At 64.8% G+C, this 14,747-nt stretch carries 10 protein-coding genes; 4 read left to right on the top strand and 6 right to left on the bottom strand.

Annotated elements, in window-relative coordinates; genetic code table 11:
• Positions 1–147: 147 nt before the first annotated feature.
• On the top strand, positions 148–1,551 hold the full coding sequence (locus G3446_RS18520) for an integron integrase (protein ID WP_167757091.1): 1,404 nt from the start codon (positions 148–150) through the stop codon (positions 1,549–1,551).
• Between the two features lie 427 nt (positions 1,552–1,978).
• Here G3446_RS18520 and G3446_RS18515 read toward each other — a convergent pair whose 3' ends face one another.
• Positions 1,979–2,767, bottom strand: a complete 789-nt coding sequence (locus G3446_RS18515) for a PAN/Apple domain-containing protein (RefSeq protein WP_164454318.1) — start codon at positions 2,765–2,767, stop codon at positions 1,979–1,981.
• Between the two features lie 1,064 nt (positions 2,768–3,831).
• Positions 3,832–5,469 (bottom strand): magnesium transporter, encoded by a 1,638-nt coding sequence (gene mgtE, locus G3446_RS18510; RefSeq protein WP_164454317.1) that lies wholly within the window; start codon positions 5,467–5,469, stop codon positions 3,832–3,834.
• A 1,115-nt stretch (positions 5,470–6,584) separates the two neighbouring features.
• Here mgtE and G3446_RS18505 point away from each other — a divergent pair.
• Positions 6,585–7,790 carry an MFS transporter gene (locus G3446_RS18505; RefSeq protein ID WP_164454316.1) on the top strand — a complete coding sequence of 402 codons (1,206 nt, stop codon included), beginning with the start codon at positions 6,585–6,587 and terminating at the stop codon, positions 7,788–7,790.
• 104 nt (positions 7,791–7,894) lie between these two features.
• Here the strand turns inward: G3446_RS18505 and G3446_RS18500 are convergent, their stop codons facing one another.
• Positions 7,895–8,458, bottom strand: coding sequence for a hypothetical protein (locus G3446_RS18500; RefSeq protein ID WP_164454315.1), 564 nt, complete (start codon positions 8,456–8,458; stop codon positions 7,895–7,897).
• A 454-nt stretch (positions 8,459–8,912) separates the two neighbouring features.
• On the opposite strand from G3446_RS18500, the gene G3446_RS18495 reads away from it, so the two are divergent.
• Positions 8,913–9,371, top strand: coding sequence for an FUN14 domain-containing protein (locus G3446_RS18495; protein WP_164454314.1), 459 nt, complete (start codon positions 8,913–8,915; stop codon positions 9,369–9,371).
• A 219-nt stretch (positions 9,372–9,590) separates the two neighbouring features.
• Here G3446_RS18495 and G3446_RS18490 read toward each other — a convergent pair whose 3' ends face one another.
• The 3 genes from G3446_RS18490 to cmoA are packed head-to-tail and all read right to left on the bottom strand — an operon-like array spanning position 9,591 to position 11,914.
• On the bottom strand, positions 9,591–10,193 hold the full coding sequence (locus G3446_RS18490; RefSeq protein ID WP_164454313.1) for a putative molybdenum carrier protein: 603 nt from the start codon (positions 10,191–10,193) through the stop codon (positions 9,591–9,593).
• Positions 10,194–10,202: 9 nt separating this feature from the next.
• The gene (gene cmoB, locus G3446_RS18485; RefSeq protein ID WP_164454312.1) at positions 10,203–11,183 is read right to left on the bottom strand and encodes a tRNA 5-methoxyuridine(34)/uridine 5-oxyacetic acid(34) synthase CmoB; all 981 of its coding nucleotides are present in this window, start codon (positions 11,181–11,183) and stop codon (positions 10,203–10,205) included.
• Complete coding sequence (gene cmoA, locus G3446_RS18480; RefSeq protein ID WP_342450156.1) at positions 11,174–11,914, bottom strand: carboxy-S-adenosyl-L-methionine synthase CmoA; 741 nt, start codon at positions 11,912–11,914, stop codon at positions 11,174–11,176. The genes cmoB and cmoA overlap by 10 nt, the downstream gene beginning before the upstream one ends.
• A gap of 127 nt (positions 11,915–12,041) precedes the next feature.
• On the opposite strand from cmoA, the gene ppk1 reads away from it, so the two are divergent.
• Positions 12,042–14,270, top strand: a complete 2,229-nt coding sequence (ppk1, locus tag G3446_RS18475) for a polyphosphate kinase 1 (protein WP_164454311.1) — start codon at positions 12,042–12,044, stop codon at positions 14,268–14,270.
• Positions 14,271–14,747 lie beyond the last annotated feature (477 nt).

The following is a 14,747-nucleotide window of genomic DNA, read 5'->3' as shown; positions in this document are numbered from 1 at the left end:
GATGCGTGAAACCGCTGTCAGGCGCGGGTGAGCGACGAGGCTCTTCAAAGCCCCGCGGAGCGGATTAGTTCAACAGTCGAAATAGCCTGACAACCGCGTGTACAGTGCTAGACTGATGTCAGCCTAGCACAATATTCGCAGACAGCAATGCGTGGACGTCAGCCGCCACCCCGCCCCCAGCAGCCGGCCCGCCGCGAGACGGGCGCTCCCACCGGCTGGGACCGCTATCTCGCGGTCCTGGAGCGCGAGCGCATCCCTGCCAACCAGCGCCGTTACTACGTTCAGCGCGCCGAGGCCTTCATCGACGCCGTCAAGCCGACTCGGATGCGGGAGGTCACGCCGGACCAGATCACCGCCTTCTTCCAGAGCTACGCCCGTCAGCGCCGGCTCAACGCCTGGCAGTTTCGCCAGACGGTGGATGCCGTGCAATTGCTTCTTGTGGACTTGTCCGGATCCCCATCCGCACGTGACGTGGATTGGGACTACTGGAAGTCGGCCGGCGCTGACCTCGCGCCGGATCATCCGACCCTTGCGGCTGAGCAAAGCCCGCAGGGACGCGTTCAATCCAGTCCGCGCTATGCGGCGTCGACGAAAGCACTGCCGCTATTGAAGACGCTGGCAAGAACGCTGCGCGCGAAGCGGTATGCGATCCGCACCGAGCAGACCTATGTCGATTGGTGTCATCGCTTTCTGCTGTTCGCCGACAAGCCCGATGACAGGATGCTCGATCAAGGTGACGTCGAACGCTTTCTCGCACACTTGGCCGCGGATCGGAAGGTTGCCGCGGCGACGCAGCGGCAGGCTTTGAACGCCTTGGTCTTTCTCTTCCGAGAGGTGCTGGAGAGGCCGTTGGAGGACATGCGTTTCGCGCGGGCGAAGCGACCGGCCCGCGTCCCCGTGGTGCTGACCCGCGAAGAGGTACGCACCTTGCTCGAATCCTTGGAGGGGGTCTATGCGCTCATGGCCCGCCTGATGTACGGGACCGGCATGCGGCTGATGGAGTGCATCCGGTTGCGCGTGGCGGATGTGGACTTCGGCAATGGCCTGATCGTGATCCGCGACGGCAAGGGCGGCAAGGACAGGGTCGTGCCGCTCCCCGCCCGATTGGTCGAGCCGCTGCGGGCGCATCTGAAGCAGATCGAGCAACTGCACGACGCGGATGTTGCCGCCGGCCTGGGCGAGGTCTTTTTGCCCGACGCCTTGGCCCGAAAGTACCCGAGCGCCGCGCGCGAATGGATCTGGCAATACGTCTTCCCCAGCGCCAAGCTCTCGACGGATCCGAAAAGCGGGCGGGTGCGTCGGCATCACTTGAACGAATCCGGGCTACAGCGCGCGGTCAAGCGCGCGGGTGGCTCGGCGAAGATCCAAAAGCGCGTCAACAGCCATGCGCTGCGGCACTCGTTCGCGACGCATCTCCTGGAGGCCGGCTACGACATCCGCACGGTGCAGGGGCTGCTCGGCCATGCGGACGTCTCGACGACCATGATCTACACCCATGTCATGAACCGCCCCGGCGTGGTCCCGGTGAAGAGCCCGGTCGATGATCTGTAGGGATGGGCCTCGAGCGGCGTCTCGGGGAATCGGCGGATGTCATTTCGAGCACAGGCGGCGAGCCCGTCGCGGCGGGGGCACCGCTGCCACAGTCGAGGGGTGAACCTGCTGTCGTTCCACGCGAACCCGGCCTGCGCGGTAACGTTTTCACGGTCTCGCGGCGCCGTTCACCGGCGCCGGCGTGGGAGTCGGTGGACTTCGCTCTCGAGACTGTGAGAGTCATCCAAGCGCACCGCGAAGATCGCAGATTGCTGTAGGTTGGGCCGACGCAGGAGGCCCAACAATCAAACCGTTAGGCTAGCCGCCATGTTGGGCTTCGTACCTCAGCCCAACCTACGCAGAATTTCTTCACAGTCTCTCTCGCTCGTCCACCCTACCAGTCCAACTGGACGATCAAGGCCCAACCAAGGGATGGTCAAGGCCTGTCTCAGTGAGCTTTTGCGCCCCGACCAATCTGAAAGGTCATCTTCGGTGTGCAACCGCCTGCAACATAGGCCGTCCATGCATCGCGATTGTCGCCACGATCAAGTGATAGACAGTAGCCTTTACCGTGCCCCGTATCCCAGTTACCCGGTATGAGGTGTTTGAAACCCGTATTCGGCGCGCCCTTGTCATACTGGTGAATCTGGACTTTATTGGCCCATAAGGCATCCTGTCCAGTCGCAGAAACGACAACTTTGCTGATCGTATCCTGATTGGGCAAGGCTATCTGAGGAGAACGATAAACTATCTTATTGCCCTGACTACAGGTTTCCGATGGTTGCATTATTTTGCGGCCTTGATAGCTCTGCCCTGAAGAAGTCACAAAGACGACCCCGAGTGAATTCTTGGAGCCTGTGTTACGCATGGAAGCATTGTAACAATCCATGATTAGCTCGTAAGCCCGGTAGTTAGCAGTCATCGGTCCTCGAGCAGCAGACGTCTTGGCATAGTGGTCGTATGGGTTTCCCTCGTAGTTGGTTTTCAGACCGCCAACATCTTGGGCAGACTTGTCGCTGAGATCACAGGTGCCGTTTCTCTTGTCATAGTCGAAAGATTTGCACACGAAGCTGCGTTCGCTGTCACAAGCCTTCTTGCAGGCATCAAGCCCACCTGAAATCTTTTTCTTGTTGTGTCCTGAAATCGCTGCGTTAGGGGTTAAGGAGTATCCGGCGTGCACAGAAGCGAGTGGCAACACGCAAAGCAGCGCACAAAACAATTTCAATCGGCTATTCAAAGCAAGCTCTCCTTTAGGGGAATGGTCTCAGAAGAAAGAGCGTGAGCGCTGCTGCGGCACTGCTGCCGCGCAGGCTGACAATGGCGTTGATCATCGGACCGCCCAGTCGGTTGAGTAGACGCCGCGCATCCTTCAGGCGAAGCGACCTGGGGGCGGCGCCCCGCCGCTATCACGCGACCGGCGCGGGGGGGCGCCGCTCCCACCCAGCAAGCGCTTGGACCAAGCGATGATCGAGGCCCTGACAATGGACGATATCAAGCCAGCTGGGGCCATTCTGTAATTCCCCGGACGCCTACCAAGCGTCGCAGCGAACGCCAGTGGGATTGCTAGAGAAATACACCTACGAAGACCTCTGGACATGGCCCCCCGTGGACTGCTGGCTGGAGATCCGGCGTAGATGCCGCTGCCTGCCAATGAGAGTCCGACCATTTTTGTAGGTTGTCAAGCAGAATGCGGACGCCTCACAAGCTGCACAGGGTATTCGAATAATGAAATTCCGCCTTTTTCAGAAACATACATCGACCCCAACGGCGTCCTATGGGAATGATAAGACGGTCGAACATCCCTGAATTTCGGCACATCAGACCGTACTGATAGACTTTGGCGCCGCGCTACTATGGCGCGGACAATGCGCTCATAGCCCGCCTGATGGATGGCACCGGCATGCGGCTGATGGAGTGCATCCGCTTGCGCGGGACGGATGTGGACTTCGGCAATGCCTTGATCGTGATCCGGGCGGCAAGGACAGGGTGGTGCCGCTCCCCGCCCGGCTGATCGAGCCAACGCGGATGCACCTGGGATAGATCAAGCAGCTGCAGGACGAGGATCTTGCCGCCGGCGTGGGTGAGATTTTTCTGCCCGACGCCTTGGCGCGAAAGTACCCGAGCGCCAAGCTCTCGACGGACCCGAAGAGCGGACGCGTGCGTCGGTCATCGATTGGCCCGAGCTCCAGTTGTGGAATGGGCAAGGGCGGCGCAGTCCACCAACTCGGGTGCGGGATTCGGTGGACTTCGCTCTCGCTCGTCCACCCTACGAATCCAGCTGACGATACAGGCCCTCGCCAGCTAGAGCAGGACCAAGGTCGCCAGGCCGAGGAAGGCGAAGAAGCCGACGACGTCTGTGACCGTGGTCAGCACCACGCCCCCCGCGAGCGCGGGGTCGATGCCGAACCGGCGCATGATGAGCGGGATGACGACGCCGGCCAGTGCGGCGCAGAGCAGGTTGAGCAGGATGGCGGCGGCAATGATGCCGCCGATGGCCCAGTTGCCGAACCAGAGGATGGCCAGCGCGGCGACCACGACTGCCCAGAGCAGGCCATTCAGGAGCCCGATGCCGGCCTCCTTCAACAGCAGGATGCGGGTGTTGCCGGACGCGAGCTGGCCCGTCGCCAGGCCGCGGATGACGAGCGTCAAGGTCTGGCTGCCGGCGATGCCGCCCATGCTGGCGACGATGGGCATGAGCACGGCCAGTGCCACGACTTGCTGCAGCGTGCCCTCGAAGAGCCCGATGACCCAGGCGGCCAGAAAGGCGGTGATGAGGTTGATGCCGAGCCAGACCGCGCGGCGCCGGCTGCTGGCCAGGACGGGGGCGAACATGTCCGTCTCCTCGTCCAGGCCGGCCATGCCCATCATGGAGTGCTCGGCCTGCTCGCGGATGACGTCGACGACGTCGTCGATGGTGATGCGCCCGAGGAGCTTGCCCTTGGCGTCGATGACCGGGGCCGAGATGAGGTCCTGATCCTCGAAGCGGCGCGCCACCTCGGCGCTGCCCTGCTCCGCCGGCACGGGCTCGAAGTCCGTTTCCATCAGCTCAGCGACCGTCATCTCCGGGCGTGCCGTCAGCACCCGTCCGGCCCTCAGGATGCCTTGATAGTGACGCTTGCGGTCGACGACGAAGAACTTGTCGGTATTCGGCGGCAGCTCCTCCAGTAGGCGCAGATAGCGCAGCAGGGTGCCGATCCTGATGCTGGCGCGGACCGCGATCTGGTCCAGGTTCATGAGTCCGCCGGCGCTGTCCTCCGGATAGGAGAGCATGGACTCGAGCCGCTCGCGCTCGCGCGCATTCATGGCGTTCAGGATCTGCCGGCCAGTCGCCTTCGGCAGGTCCTGGATGAGGTCGACCAGGTCGTCCGGCTCCAGGGCACGCGCCGCGTCGACCAGGTCCTCCAGGTCCATCTCGGCGGCCAAGCGCCGGCGAACCTCCTCGTGCAGATGCCGCAGGACCTTTCCCGAGCGATCACCGTCGACCATGTCCCAGGCGGTGCCGCGCTCGGCCGCGGGCAGCGACTCCAGCAGGCCGGCGATGCGCGCCGGGTGCAGCTTGCGGAACAGCCGCGTGATTCGCTTGAGCTTGCCGTTCGCCAGGGCCTCCAAGACCAAGCGCAGCTGGCTCTCGGCCTCCGATTCGGCACCGACCGGCTCCGCGCCCTCGCCGTCTTCCGCCGCATTGGCGTCCGGATCGCGCGTGAGCTGCAGGCGCAGGCGCTGCGGCAGATGCGCCAGGACCTTTTCCTCGTCCTGGGCATCGACGAGATGCCAGACCGAGATCCGCTGATCGCCGCTCAGGCCTTCCAGCAGGCTGGCGACCTTGGCCGGGTGCATGGTCTTGAGCAGACGCCGCACGCGCTTGACCTTGCCCCGATCCAGCGCCTCGCGGACGTCATCGATCTGGGTATGAACGACTTCCTTCTGGCTGTTCGTCATCGGATCTCCGCTGGTTGACCTGATCGGATCGGCTGCGAGCGCCCACTGGGCTCGAGAGGCGCACTGGGCGCCCGACGACGACTCAAGGCGTCTCTCCAGGCGCTGTCTCATCTAGCCGCGGGCGTCGCCGACCGGCGCGCTCGCCGATCGAGTCCGTGCGCTCCGCCCGATTTCGGCGCTCGGGGCCGGCGGCCGACTGCCTGGCTCCTCGTCGGCCCAGGCTCGCTCGTTGGAGCCAGAAAGGGTCCGAGCCGTCGCTCGCACGTATTGCAACAACAGGCACTGCAGCAAGCCGAGTCGCCACATCACCCCCGAACACGGCGGGACGCGGGCAATTGGCCTTGCAGTAGGCGACTCGGTCAGCATCCCCGGGGGCTGGGGTCCGGGATCACCCATGGCGAGACACCCCCTTTTCCGCGACCAAGCATATCAGTCCCTTTAGGACGGCTCAGCCAAACCCCATTCCGTCTTTCTAGACGCAGAGCGTCCAAGGCCTGGATCCGCGTCTCGACCGGCCGTCTTCCGAGGGTGGACAAGCGCGCTCTAGGAACGCCAGCTCGGGATCCGGTGGACTTGGCGCTCGAGACTGTGAAGAAATTCTGCGTAGGTTGGGCTGAGGCACGAAGCCCAACATGGCGGCTAGCCTAACGCTTTGATTGTTGGGCCTCCTGCGTCGGCCCAACCTACACCAATCTGCGATCTTCGCGGTGCGCTTGGATGACTCTCACAGTCTCTCTCGCTCGTCCACCCGGTCCAACTGCCCGCCTCGGACGCTTCCGCCCGCGCGGAAGCCGCCAGCCTGGCTGCAAATACGGCGCTGGGGCTGGCGCGGGGGACTCGAAGAATTGCACCCGCCAGGTGCTTTCCCGAAGGCAAGGCACAGGTGGCGGTGTATCGCCCTTAAGGTGATTTCCTGAAATGATCCTACCCAGAACAGCGCCTCCAGTCGGATGGGCAAAGCCCCTGGCACGCCGGCGCGCACGGGCAAGACCTTTGTGAGGCGTGCCCACCCAGGTCGCTCAGGCGCCTGGACGATGGGCAGGCTGCGCTTTGCCCATCCTACGGGGAATCTGTTTCCCGGAAATCACCTAACCTGATCCGGATGGACTTTTCATATGCCCGAGCAGCACAGCCGCAAGCCCGGCGGATTGGCCCTCTACTTGGGCATCGTCCAGTTCTTTCTGTTGCTGACGTGGACGGTGTACGCCATCTACCTGCCGGAGCTGCTCGCGTCGGTCGGCATCGACAAGGGCTGGACGCCCTGGGTGCTGCTCGCGGATCAGGTGCTCTTCGCCTGTTTCGACGTCTTGGCCGGCTTTATGGCCGATCGCGCCTTTCGCCTCTACGCCCGCATTGGGTACGGGGTAGCGGCGGCCGCGGCGGTCTCCTGCATCGCCTTCGCCGCACTGCCGTTTGTCCCCGGGCTGGGCGCGAGCCCCCTGATCTTCCTCCTTCTGATCGCGGTCTGGGCGGTTAGCTCCGCGGCGCTGCGCTCGCCGCTCTTCGCACTCTTGGCCAGACATGCTCCGCAGCCGGAGGTGCCCAAGCTGGCCGGGCTGGCGCTGCTTGGGATGGGGCTCGCGGCCGCGGCCTCTCCCTACCTGGGCGCCCTGCTCAAGACGCTGGACCCAAGGCTGCCGTTCCTGCTGGCGAGCCTGGCACTGCTCCTGACCGCCGGGGGACTGATCCTGGCCGAGCGTGGTTATGGCTCCCCGAGCGCGCCGAAGCCCCAGCCCGCTGCTCGCGCCGTTCCGGCGCCTGGCTGGCTGCCGGCCGTCCTGCTCGTTGCGCTCGCGGTTCAGATCGCCACCTTCGTCAACGCCGCTCCGCGCTACCTCCGCGACTCGGATGCCACCTGGCTTCCCTGGCTGCTGCCTGTCTTCTGGGTGAGCTTCAGCTTCATCGTCTTCGCCGGACCTCGCCTGGCGAAGCACTGGGGTCCGCCACGCCTCTTCTTGACCGGGTGTCTGGTGGGAGCGGCCGGCATCGGGGTGACGCTGCTGCCTGGGATCGAGGCGGCGATCTCCGGCTATGGGGTCGCGGGCATTGGGTGGGGACTCGTCCTGCCAAGCGCCTTCGGGATGGCTGCGGCGTCCGGCCGAGGCGGTCGGGCGGGGACCTATATGGGGCTGCTGTTCGCCGCGCTCGCGGCGGCCGCCTTCCTGCGGATCGGGCTCAACATGACGGGCTGGCTGGAGACGCCGGCGCTCACCCAGTGGGTGCCGCTTTGGCCAACCCTGTCCTGGCTTGCCGGGGGCACGCTCATGCTGCTGGTCTACGGCTACTTGAGTCGTGCGTCCAAAGGATCCGGAGGCGATTGATTCAAGGCGCGACGGCCAGCCCATTGGGGCAGGCGCCCCTACGCTCGGCCGGCCTTCGGCGAGAGGCGGCTGCCAGACCGGCAGCCGCTCGGATGGACAGGGCCTCAGACCGCGCCCCACGCCTCGCGCTTGGCGTTGGTCTTGGTGGCCAAGACCTCTTCCAACGTCTTGGTCGGGTAGTTGGGCTTGAAGTCCTTGCTCGCCTGATAGACGACCGCGACCTTGTCCTCCGCCGACATCCCCTTCAGGTCCGCCTTCTCCACATAGAAGGCCTCGGTCAGCTCGTTCCAGACCATGCCCTCGCGGAATTCGATCAGCACATAGTGGCTGCCCTCGATATCGACTTGGCAGCTCTCGGCCAAGTTGTCGATATAGAGCACCAGCACGCAGTCGTCCGCCAGCTCGTCCTTGAAGCGGGCGACGAACTCGGGAAGCTCGTCGACGCTCTCGAAGTTGCCCGCGACCATGCGCAGCTTGTCGGCATCGGCCAGGATGACTGCCTGCTTGATCAGGGCCTTTGGCGGCGTGCGCTTACCGGCACTGGCCTTCAGCTCGCCCTCAAGGACGACGAACTCGCCACGGAATGCGTGCAGTCCATCTGTGCTGGTGGCGCCGAGCACCGACTTCAGCCAGAAGCGTTCTTCTTTCTCGTATTGATCGAGCAACATTGCTGATGAATCTCCAAGGTATCGAAATGGTCATCATGGCCGTCGTCGTAATCAGTGCCGCCAAAGATTGGAGCCGCCGGCTTGGGTGCTGACACGACGCACTGTCGTGTTTGCGACAAACCCAGCCCGGCATCGACGACATCGTCATTTGCGCGCGCGGCGGACAAAGACCATAAGCCCTGTAATGACTTAGCGCCGCGAGCAGGGGCAGCACAGCCCCTGAAAGGCTCGCCACCTGTCATCCGGGCGCGCACGAAAGCGACTTAAGCAAGATTAAGACCAACGATGACCCGCTCGACGATCGGGTACGACTGAGCACGACGGCGCACCCAGAGTCTCGGGTGGACAAAAGCATGCATCGCGCAGCCACCAACGACCGGCCGGCCCGGCACCCATGACAGGGGCATGCTTTCCTGGCACCCTGGGTATCGACTCACTCGAGGGACTTACGCAGATGCCTGATCTCAGGTCTCCCACTCGGACACATCGACGCTTCGGCTCACCGCTCGCCCGCGTCTCGGCGGCCCTCGTGGGCTTGGGGACAACGCGCGTCCTGGCCCAGCCGGCACCCTACCCGGGCGGGGCTGACACGCCGACGGATGGCGGCGCGCTCTTCAGCGACTACTTCTTCCTCAAGCTCGGCTTTTCCTTCATGGTCGGCCTGGCGATGGGATTCGCGCTCAAGATCGCCTTCAAGATCGCGCTCTTTGTGGTCGGCCTGACCCTGCTCGCGCTCTTCGGGCTGCAGCTCGCGGGCGTGATCGATGTGAACTGGGGAGGGATGGAAGTGCACTACGACGGTATGGCCAGCTGGCTGGGCGCGGCGGCCGGGAGCTTCTTCGGCTACGTCGGCGACAATCTGACCAGTGCCGCATCCTTCTTCGCGGGACTGGCGGTTGGGCTGAAGCTCTAGCGCACCCAGGGGCAATCTCGCCAGTCTCCGCCGAGTCATGCGCATTTCGGCACGGCTCGCCCGCAAGTGGTTTACGACGGCATCAAGGCTCGCGTAGGAGCCCGCTTGCGGGCGACTCAGCGGTTTGCGAGCAGCCTCGACCAGGCCAGGCGCATCAGATACCGACGACCTGGCGCTTCACCATCATCTTGAGCCCTTGTGGGCCGCGTCTCACCCCGTTCAAGACAAGAGCTTCGCGCGCTCCGCCCACAGGGCGAAGAGCCCTTTCAAGCCCTCCAGGGCCTGCGCGTAGATTCCCGAGGCACCCGACTCGCGCGGGCCAGCGCAATTGAGGACCCGCACCTGGTTGGTCGTCAGCCAGCGCGCGGCGGATGTCGCATCGAATCCCTCACTAAGATCGCGCACGAGCAAAGGCCTGCCCGCGCGGCGCGCGAGCTTGGCGGTGAGCAAGCTCCCGCCGCTGAGCGCGTTGCGGTAGAGGATGAGGGTGGCGTCGGCGTCGCGGACGTTCCAAGCCGTCCGCTCGGCATAGTCTCGGCTGGGCGTCTCGCGCAGCGGATACTGGGGCGCGATGGGTCCGTCTTCGGCGCACCTGCCCTTCGGACACCAGCCGCCGACGGGAAGACCCAGAGCCATGGCGGCGTCGAGCGCGGCGCGGTCCACCCCGGTCTGGCCTCCGGAGACGATGACGACCGGCTCGCCGGCCAGCGGCCTGACCTGCTGGCGATGCATCGCCTGCAGCAGCTCCCGATCCCGTTTTGCGAAGTAGAGGTCTTCTTCGACCTTTTCCTTGCGCTTCAAGCTCTCGACAACTCCATTCATGGGAACAGCTCAAGGTTTGGTGGCGATCAGGATGGCGCGTGTCGGCGCAGGATGCCCCTCGACGGTACGACTCGGGTCTTGTGGGTCCAGATGATCCGGGAGCGACTGGAAGCGCATCCAGTCCGTCGCGCGCTGCTCTTGTGCGCCCGTCCGCGTCACGTCGACGACCTCGACGCCCTTGAAGCCGCAGCGCCCTAGCCAGACCGCGAGCGCATCCACGCTGGGAATGAACCAGACGTTGCGCATCCTGGCGTAACGGCCGGGCGGCACCAAGGCCTGATGCCCGCGGCCTTCCAGGACCAGGGTCTCGAGGACCAGCTCGCCGCCTGGACGCAGGAGCCGATGGAGCTCCGCCAGATGATCCATGGGCGAGCGTCTGTGGTAGAGCACGCCCATGGAGAAGACGGTATCCAGACCGGTCAGATCCGCGGGCAAGTCCTGGATTCCGAGCGGCAGGACGCTCAGGGCATCGCGGCGCGCATAGCGGTTGATCGCCTGGAACTGGACCACGAAGACCAGGGTGGGATCGATCCCGAGGACAAGATCCGCCCTAGCGCCCAGCATGCGCCAGGCGTGATAGCCGTTGCCGCAGCCGACATCCAGCACCAGGCGTCCGTCCAGGGGTGCGATGGCGCCGGCAAGCCGGTCCCACTTGAGGTCGGAGCGCCACTCGGTCTCGATGCGCAGACCCTGAAGGCAGAAAGGACCCTTGCGCCAGGGATGCAGCCCCATGAGCGCATCGCGCAGGCGCGTCTCTGTGACTGCCTCCAAGGCCTCGTCCGAGCGCGTCCCGACGCAGGCCAGGTCCAGCATCACTTCGCCATCGGGCAGCTCGGGGAGCGCGGCAACCGCCGCCTCCCAGCGCGGCAGATCGCCGTGCGCACCTGGCCCGAGGCGCCGCTCGACCGCCTCGGCCAGCGCGGCTCGCCAGGGGCTCAGGCGGGTCTGCGAGAGGCGGTCGAGAAAGGGGGCGAAGGCGCTTAGGTCCATGCCACCCAGGCGACGAAGTTGAGACTCTGGAACCAGCGGCAATGGCGCGAGAAGCCTGCCTCAGCGAGCCGCTGCTCATGCATCTCGATGGTTTCGGGCACCAGGACCTGCTCCAAGGCCGTGCGCTTGCGGCTGATCGCCAGCTCGCTGTAGCCGTTGGCGCGCTTGAAGTCCTCGTGCAGGACCTGGAGAAAGGCGCCTTCCTGCTCGGTCGGCACGGCGACCTTCTCCGCCAGCATGAGGACACCGCCCGGAATCAGGCCGGCGCGGATGCGCCGCAGGAGCGCCAGACGGTCGGCGAGCGGAATGAATTGGAGCGTCAGGTTCAAGACGACCAAGGAGGCCCGCTCGATCGACAGGGACTGGACATCCGCGCAGACAGGCTCCACGCGATCCGCGCCCTCGACATCGCGCAGACGGGCACGCAGCCCATCGACCATTGCCGGCGCATTGTCCACCGCGACGACGCGCACATCCGCAGCCGTATGACGCAGGATCGAGCGCGTCACCGCACCCAGCGAGCAGCCAAGGTCGTAGCACTGGGTGCCGGGACGCGCCACGCGTCGGGCGATCAGGCCGGCGAGCCCCACCAGCTCGGCGTACCCTGGCACCGAGCGTCGCACCATGTCGGGAAAGACGCGGGCGACATCCGCGTCGAACTCGAAGGGCCTTACCGGCACCTCCGGGCGGTCGAAAAGGTCGTCTGGCTCACCATATCGCATGGTCGGCATTCTACCGCGCACCCCGCCTTCGCCCCAGCGTGCGGCGGTGCCGCAAAACTGACATCCGTGTTTTCCAGCGGGTTGTTAGAATCTAGAGATAACCAGCGACCAGTCTGGAGGAGCCCGGAGACCCGCCATGAGAACAAGCGAGATGCAAGACTTGATCGAGGTCGAGAAGCCGACTGAGACCGCAACCACCACCCCGCCTTCGGTTCCGGAGGAGATCAGCCTCGACGACCCCAGCCTCTACCTCAACCGCGAGCTGACCTGGCTGGCGTTCAATCGGCGCGTGCTCCACGAGGCGGACGATGCGCGCAATCCGCTGCTCGAGCGGGTCAAGTTCCTGGCCATCGTCAGCAGCAACCTCGACGAGTTCTTCATGAAGCGGATCGGCGGTCTCAAGCAGCAGATCGCCGCCGGCGTCCACACCCAGAGCCTGGATGGGCGCACGCCGACCCAGCAGCTCAAGGAGTGCCAGACCGCCGTGCGCGAGCTGCAGGCCGAGCAGCGCCGTATCTACGTCGCCCTCATGGAGGAGCTGTGCAAGCACGACATCAGCATCGCGCTCTACAAGGACATGGACGCGGGCGAGCAAGAACGCCTGCGCGAGCACTTCCGCGCCAACATCTTCCCCATGCTGACGCCGCTCGCCATGGACCCGGCGCACCCCTTCCCCTTCATCTCCAACCTGGCGCTCAACCTGCTGGTGACCCTGCGCTATCCAGGCGGCAACGAGGTCTACATGGCGCGCGTCAAGGTGCCGGTGCACAGGGACGTCTCCAAGCGCCTCATCCCGATCGATGACAGCCAAACCTACGTCACCTTGGAAGACCTCATCGTCAACAACCTGGACATGCTCTTCCCGGGGATGGATCTCATCTCTTGCGCCCTTTTCCGCGTCACCCGCAACGCCATCGTGGAGCCGGACGTCGAGGCCGCGAACGACCTCTTGGAGCTCATCGAGAGCGAGCTGCGCGAGCGCCACTTCGCACCCATCGTGCGGCTGGAGGTGCAGCCAGGGATGGAGTCCAACCACCGCGGCATGCTGGCCGCCGAGCTGGGACTGAACGAGGGGGAGGACGTCATCGAGGTGGAAGGCATGTTCGCCCTGCGCGACCTCTTCGAGATCGCCGGCATCGACATCCCGGAGCTGCACGACAAGCCGCACCGGCCGGTGGACCATCCGCTGCTCGCCAACGACCGCCGCAACATCTTCCACATCATCCGCGAGAACGGCCCCATCCTGCTGCAGCACCCCTATCAGCCCTTCAGCACCTCGGTCGAGCGCTTCCTGCGCACCGCCGCCGACGACCCCAAGGTGCTGGCGATCAAGATGACGCTCTACCGCACCTCGGCCGGCGCCATCCTCGATTCGCTGATCCAAGCCGCGCGCAACGGCAAGCAGGTTGCCGTGCTGGTCGAGCTCAAGGCGCGCTTCGACGAGGCGGCCAACATCCAGTGGGCGCGCCGCCTGGAGGCCGAAGGCATCCACGTCAACTATGGCGTCATGGGGCTCAAGACCCACAGCAAGCTGATCTTCGTGGTGCGCCGCGACTACTCCCAGCTGCGCCGCTACTACCACATCGGCACCGGCAACTACCACGCGGGGACGGCCAAGCTCTACACCGACCTGGGCATGCTGGGCTGCGACGAGGACATCGGCCAGGACCTGACCGAGCTGTTCAACTTCCTCACCGGCTATTCGCCACCGCCGAGCTACCGCAAGATCCTCGCGGCACCCTACAACCTCAAGCGAGCCCTGATCGACAAGATCAACCGCGAGATCGAGCACCAGGAGCGCGACGGCAACGGCCTCATCCAGATGAAGATGAACGCACTGGAGGACGCCGACATCACCCGCGCGCTCTACAAGGCGAGCCGCGCCGGCGTGCAGGTCGACCTCATCATCCGCGACACCTGCCGCTTCCGGCCCGGACTGCCCGGCATCAGCGAGAAGGCGCGCGTCGTCAGCATCGTCGGGCGCTTCCTCGAGCACGCGCGCATCATCTACTTCCACAACGGCGGCGAGGAGGAGTACTACATCGGCTCCGCGGACATGATGGGCCGCAACCTCAACAGCCGCGTCGAGGTCCACACGCCGGTCGAGAACCCCGAGCTCCGCCAGGAGCTCAGACTCATCCTGGACGTGCAGTTCGCCGATACCCGCTCGGCCTGGGACATGGACTCCGACGGCAACTACACCCAGCGCACGCCCGAGGACGAAACGGCCAGAGGCGCGCAGGAAACACTGATTGGGGTCGCGGAGAAGCGCTTGGCGGCATCGGCCAAGCACAAGGAGAAGAAGGTCCGCTCGCGGCTGCTCAGCCACTTCCAGTGGCGCTTGCGCGAGAAAGGGATGCAGTGAGCGACCAGCCGCCAGCCGCCAGCCGCCAGCCGCCAGCCGCCAGCCGCCAGCCGCCAGCCGCCAGCGTCATGATCGCATGGCTGCCCGGCGGCGCGCGTGCTGGGAGTGTCGGCCTCCATCCAGGCCGACACCTGCCGACCTAGACGTCCACACTACCAGAGCTGCTAAGACCATTAGGGTGGACGAGCGAGAGAGACTGTGAAGAAATTCTGCGTAGGTTGGGCTGAGGTACGAAGCCCAACATGGCGGCTAGCCTAACGCTTTGATTGTTGGGCCTCCTGCGTCGGCCCAACCTACACCAATCTGCGATCTTCGCGGTGCGCTTGGATGACTCTCACAGTCTCGAGAGCGAAGTCCAGCCTACGGGAGACGGCTGACCCAAACGCTGCTTGGCGCCAGGTCACAAAACACAACGACCCAGCCTCGCAACGAGGCTGGGTCGTTTTTCGTCACGCCGAGTCGGCGTGACAACTGAGA

The sequence above is a fragment of the Thiorhodococcus minor genome, from assembly GCF_010820565.1.
GTDB lineage: Bacteria > Pseudomonadota > Gammaproteobacteria > Chromatiales > Chromatiaceae > Thiorhodococcus > Thiorhodococcus minor.
The sequence above is the reverse complement of the archived record's forward strand: the minus strand, read 5'-3'. Positions and strand labels throughout refer to the sequence as shown.

What these genes read in the sequence shown, in the direction of transcription:
- G3446_RS18520 (WP_167757091.1), top strand. Translation starts at nt 148, where the DNA reads ATGCGTGGACGTCAGCCGCCACCCCGCCCCCAGCAGCCGGCCCGCCGC.
- mgtE (WP_164454317.1), bottom strand. Translation starts at nt 5,469, where the DNA reads ATGACGAACAGCCAGAAGGAAGTCGTTCATACCCAGATCGATGACGTC.
- G3446_RS18505 (WP_164454316.1), top strand. Translation starts at nt 6,585, where the DNA reads ATGCCCGAGCAGCACAGCCGCAAGCCCGGCGGATTGGCCCTCTACTTG.
- G3446_RS18500 (WP_164454315.1), bottom strand. Translation starts at nt 8,458, where the DNA reads ATGTTGCTCGATCAATACGAGAAAGAAGAACGCTTCTGGCTGAAGTCG.
- G3446_RS18495 (WP_164454314.1), top strand. Translation starts at nt 8,913, where the DNA reads ATGCCTGATCTCAGGTCTCCCACTCGGACACATCGACGCTTCGGCTCA.
- G3446_RS18490 (WP_164454313.1), bottom strand. Translation starts at nt 10,193, where the DNA reads ATGAATGGAGTTGTCGAGAGCTTGAAGCGCAAGGAAAAGGTCGAAGAA.
- cmoB (WP_164454312.1), bottom strand. Translation starts at nt 11,183, where the DNA reads ATGGACCTAAGCGCCTTCGCCCCCTTTCTCGACCGCCTCTCGCAGACC.
- cmoA (WP_342450156.1), bottom strand. Translation starts at nt 11,914, where the DNA reads ATGCCGACCATGCGATATGGTGAGCCAGACGACCTTTTCGACCGCCCG.
- ppk1 (WP_164454311.1), top strand. Translation starts at nt 12,042, where the DNA reads ATGAGAACAAGCGAGATGCAAGACTTGATCGAGGTCGAGAAGCCGACT.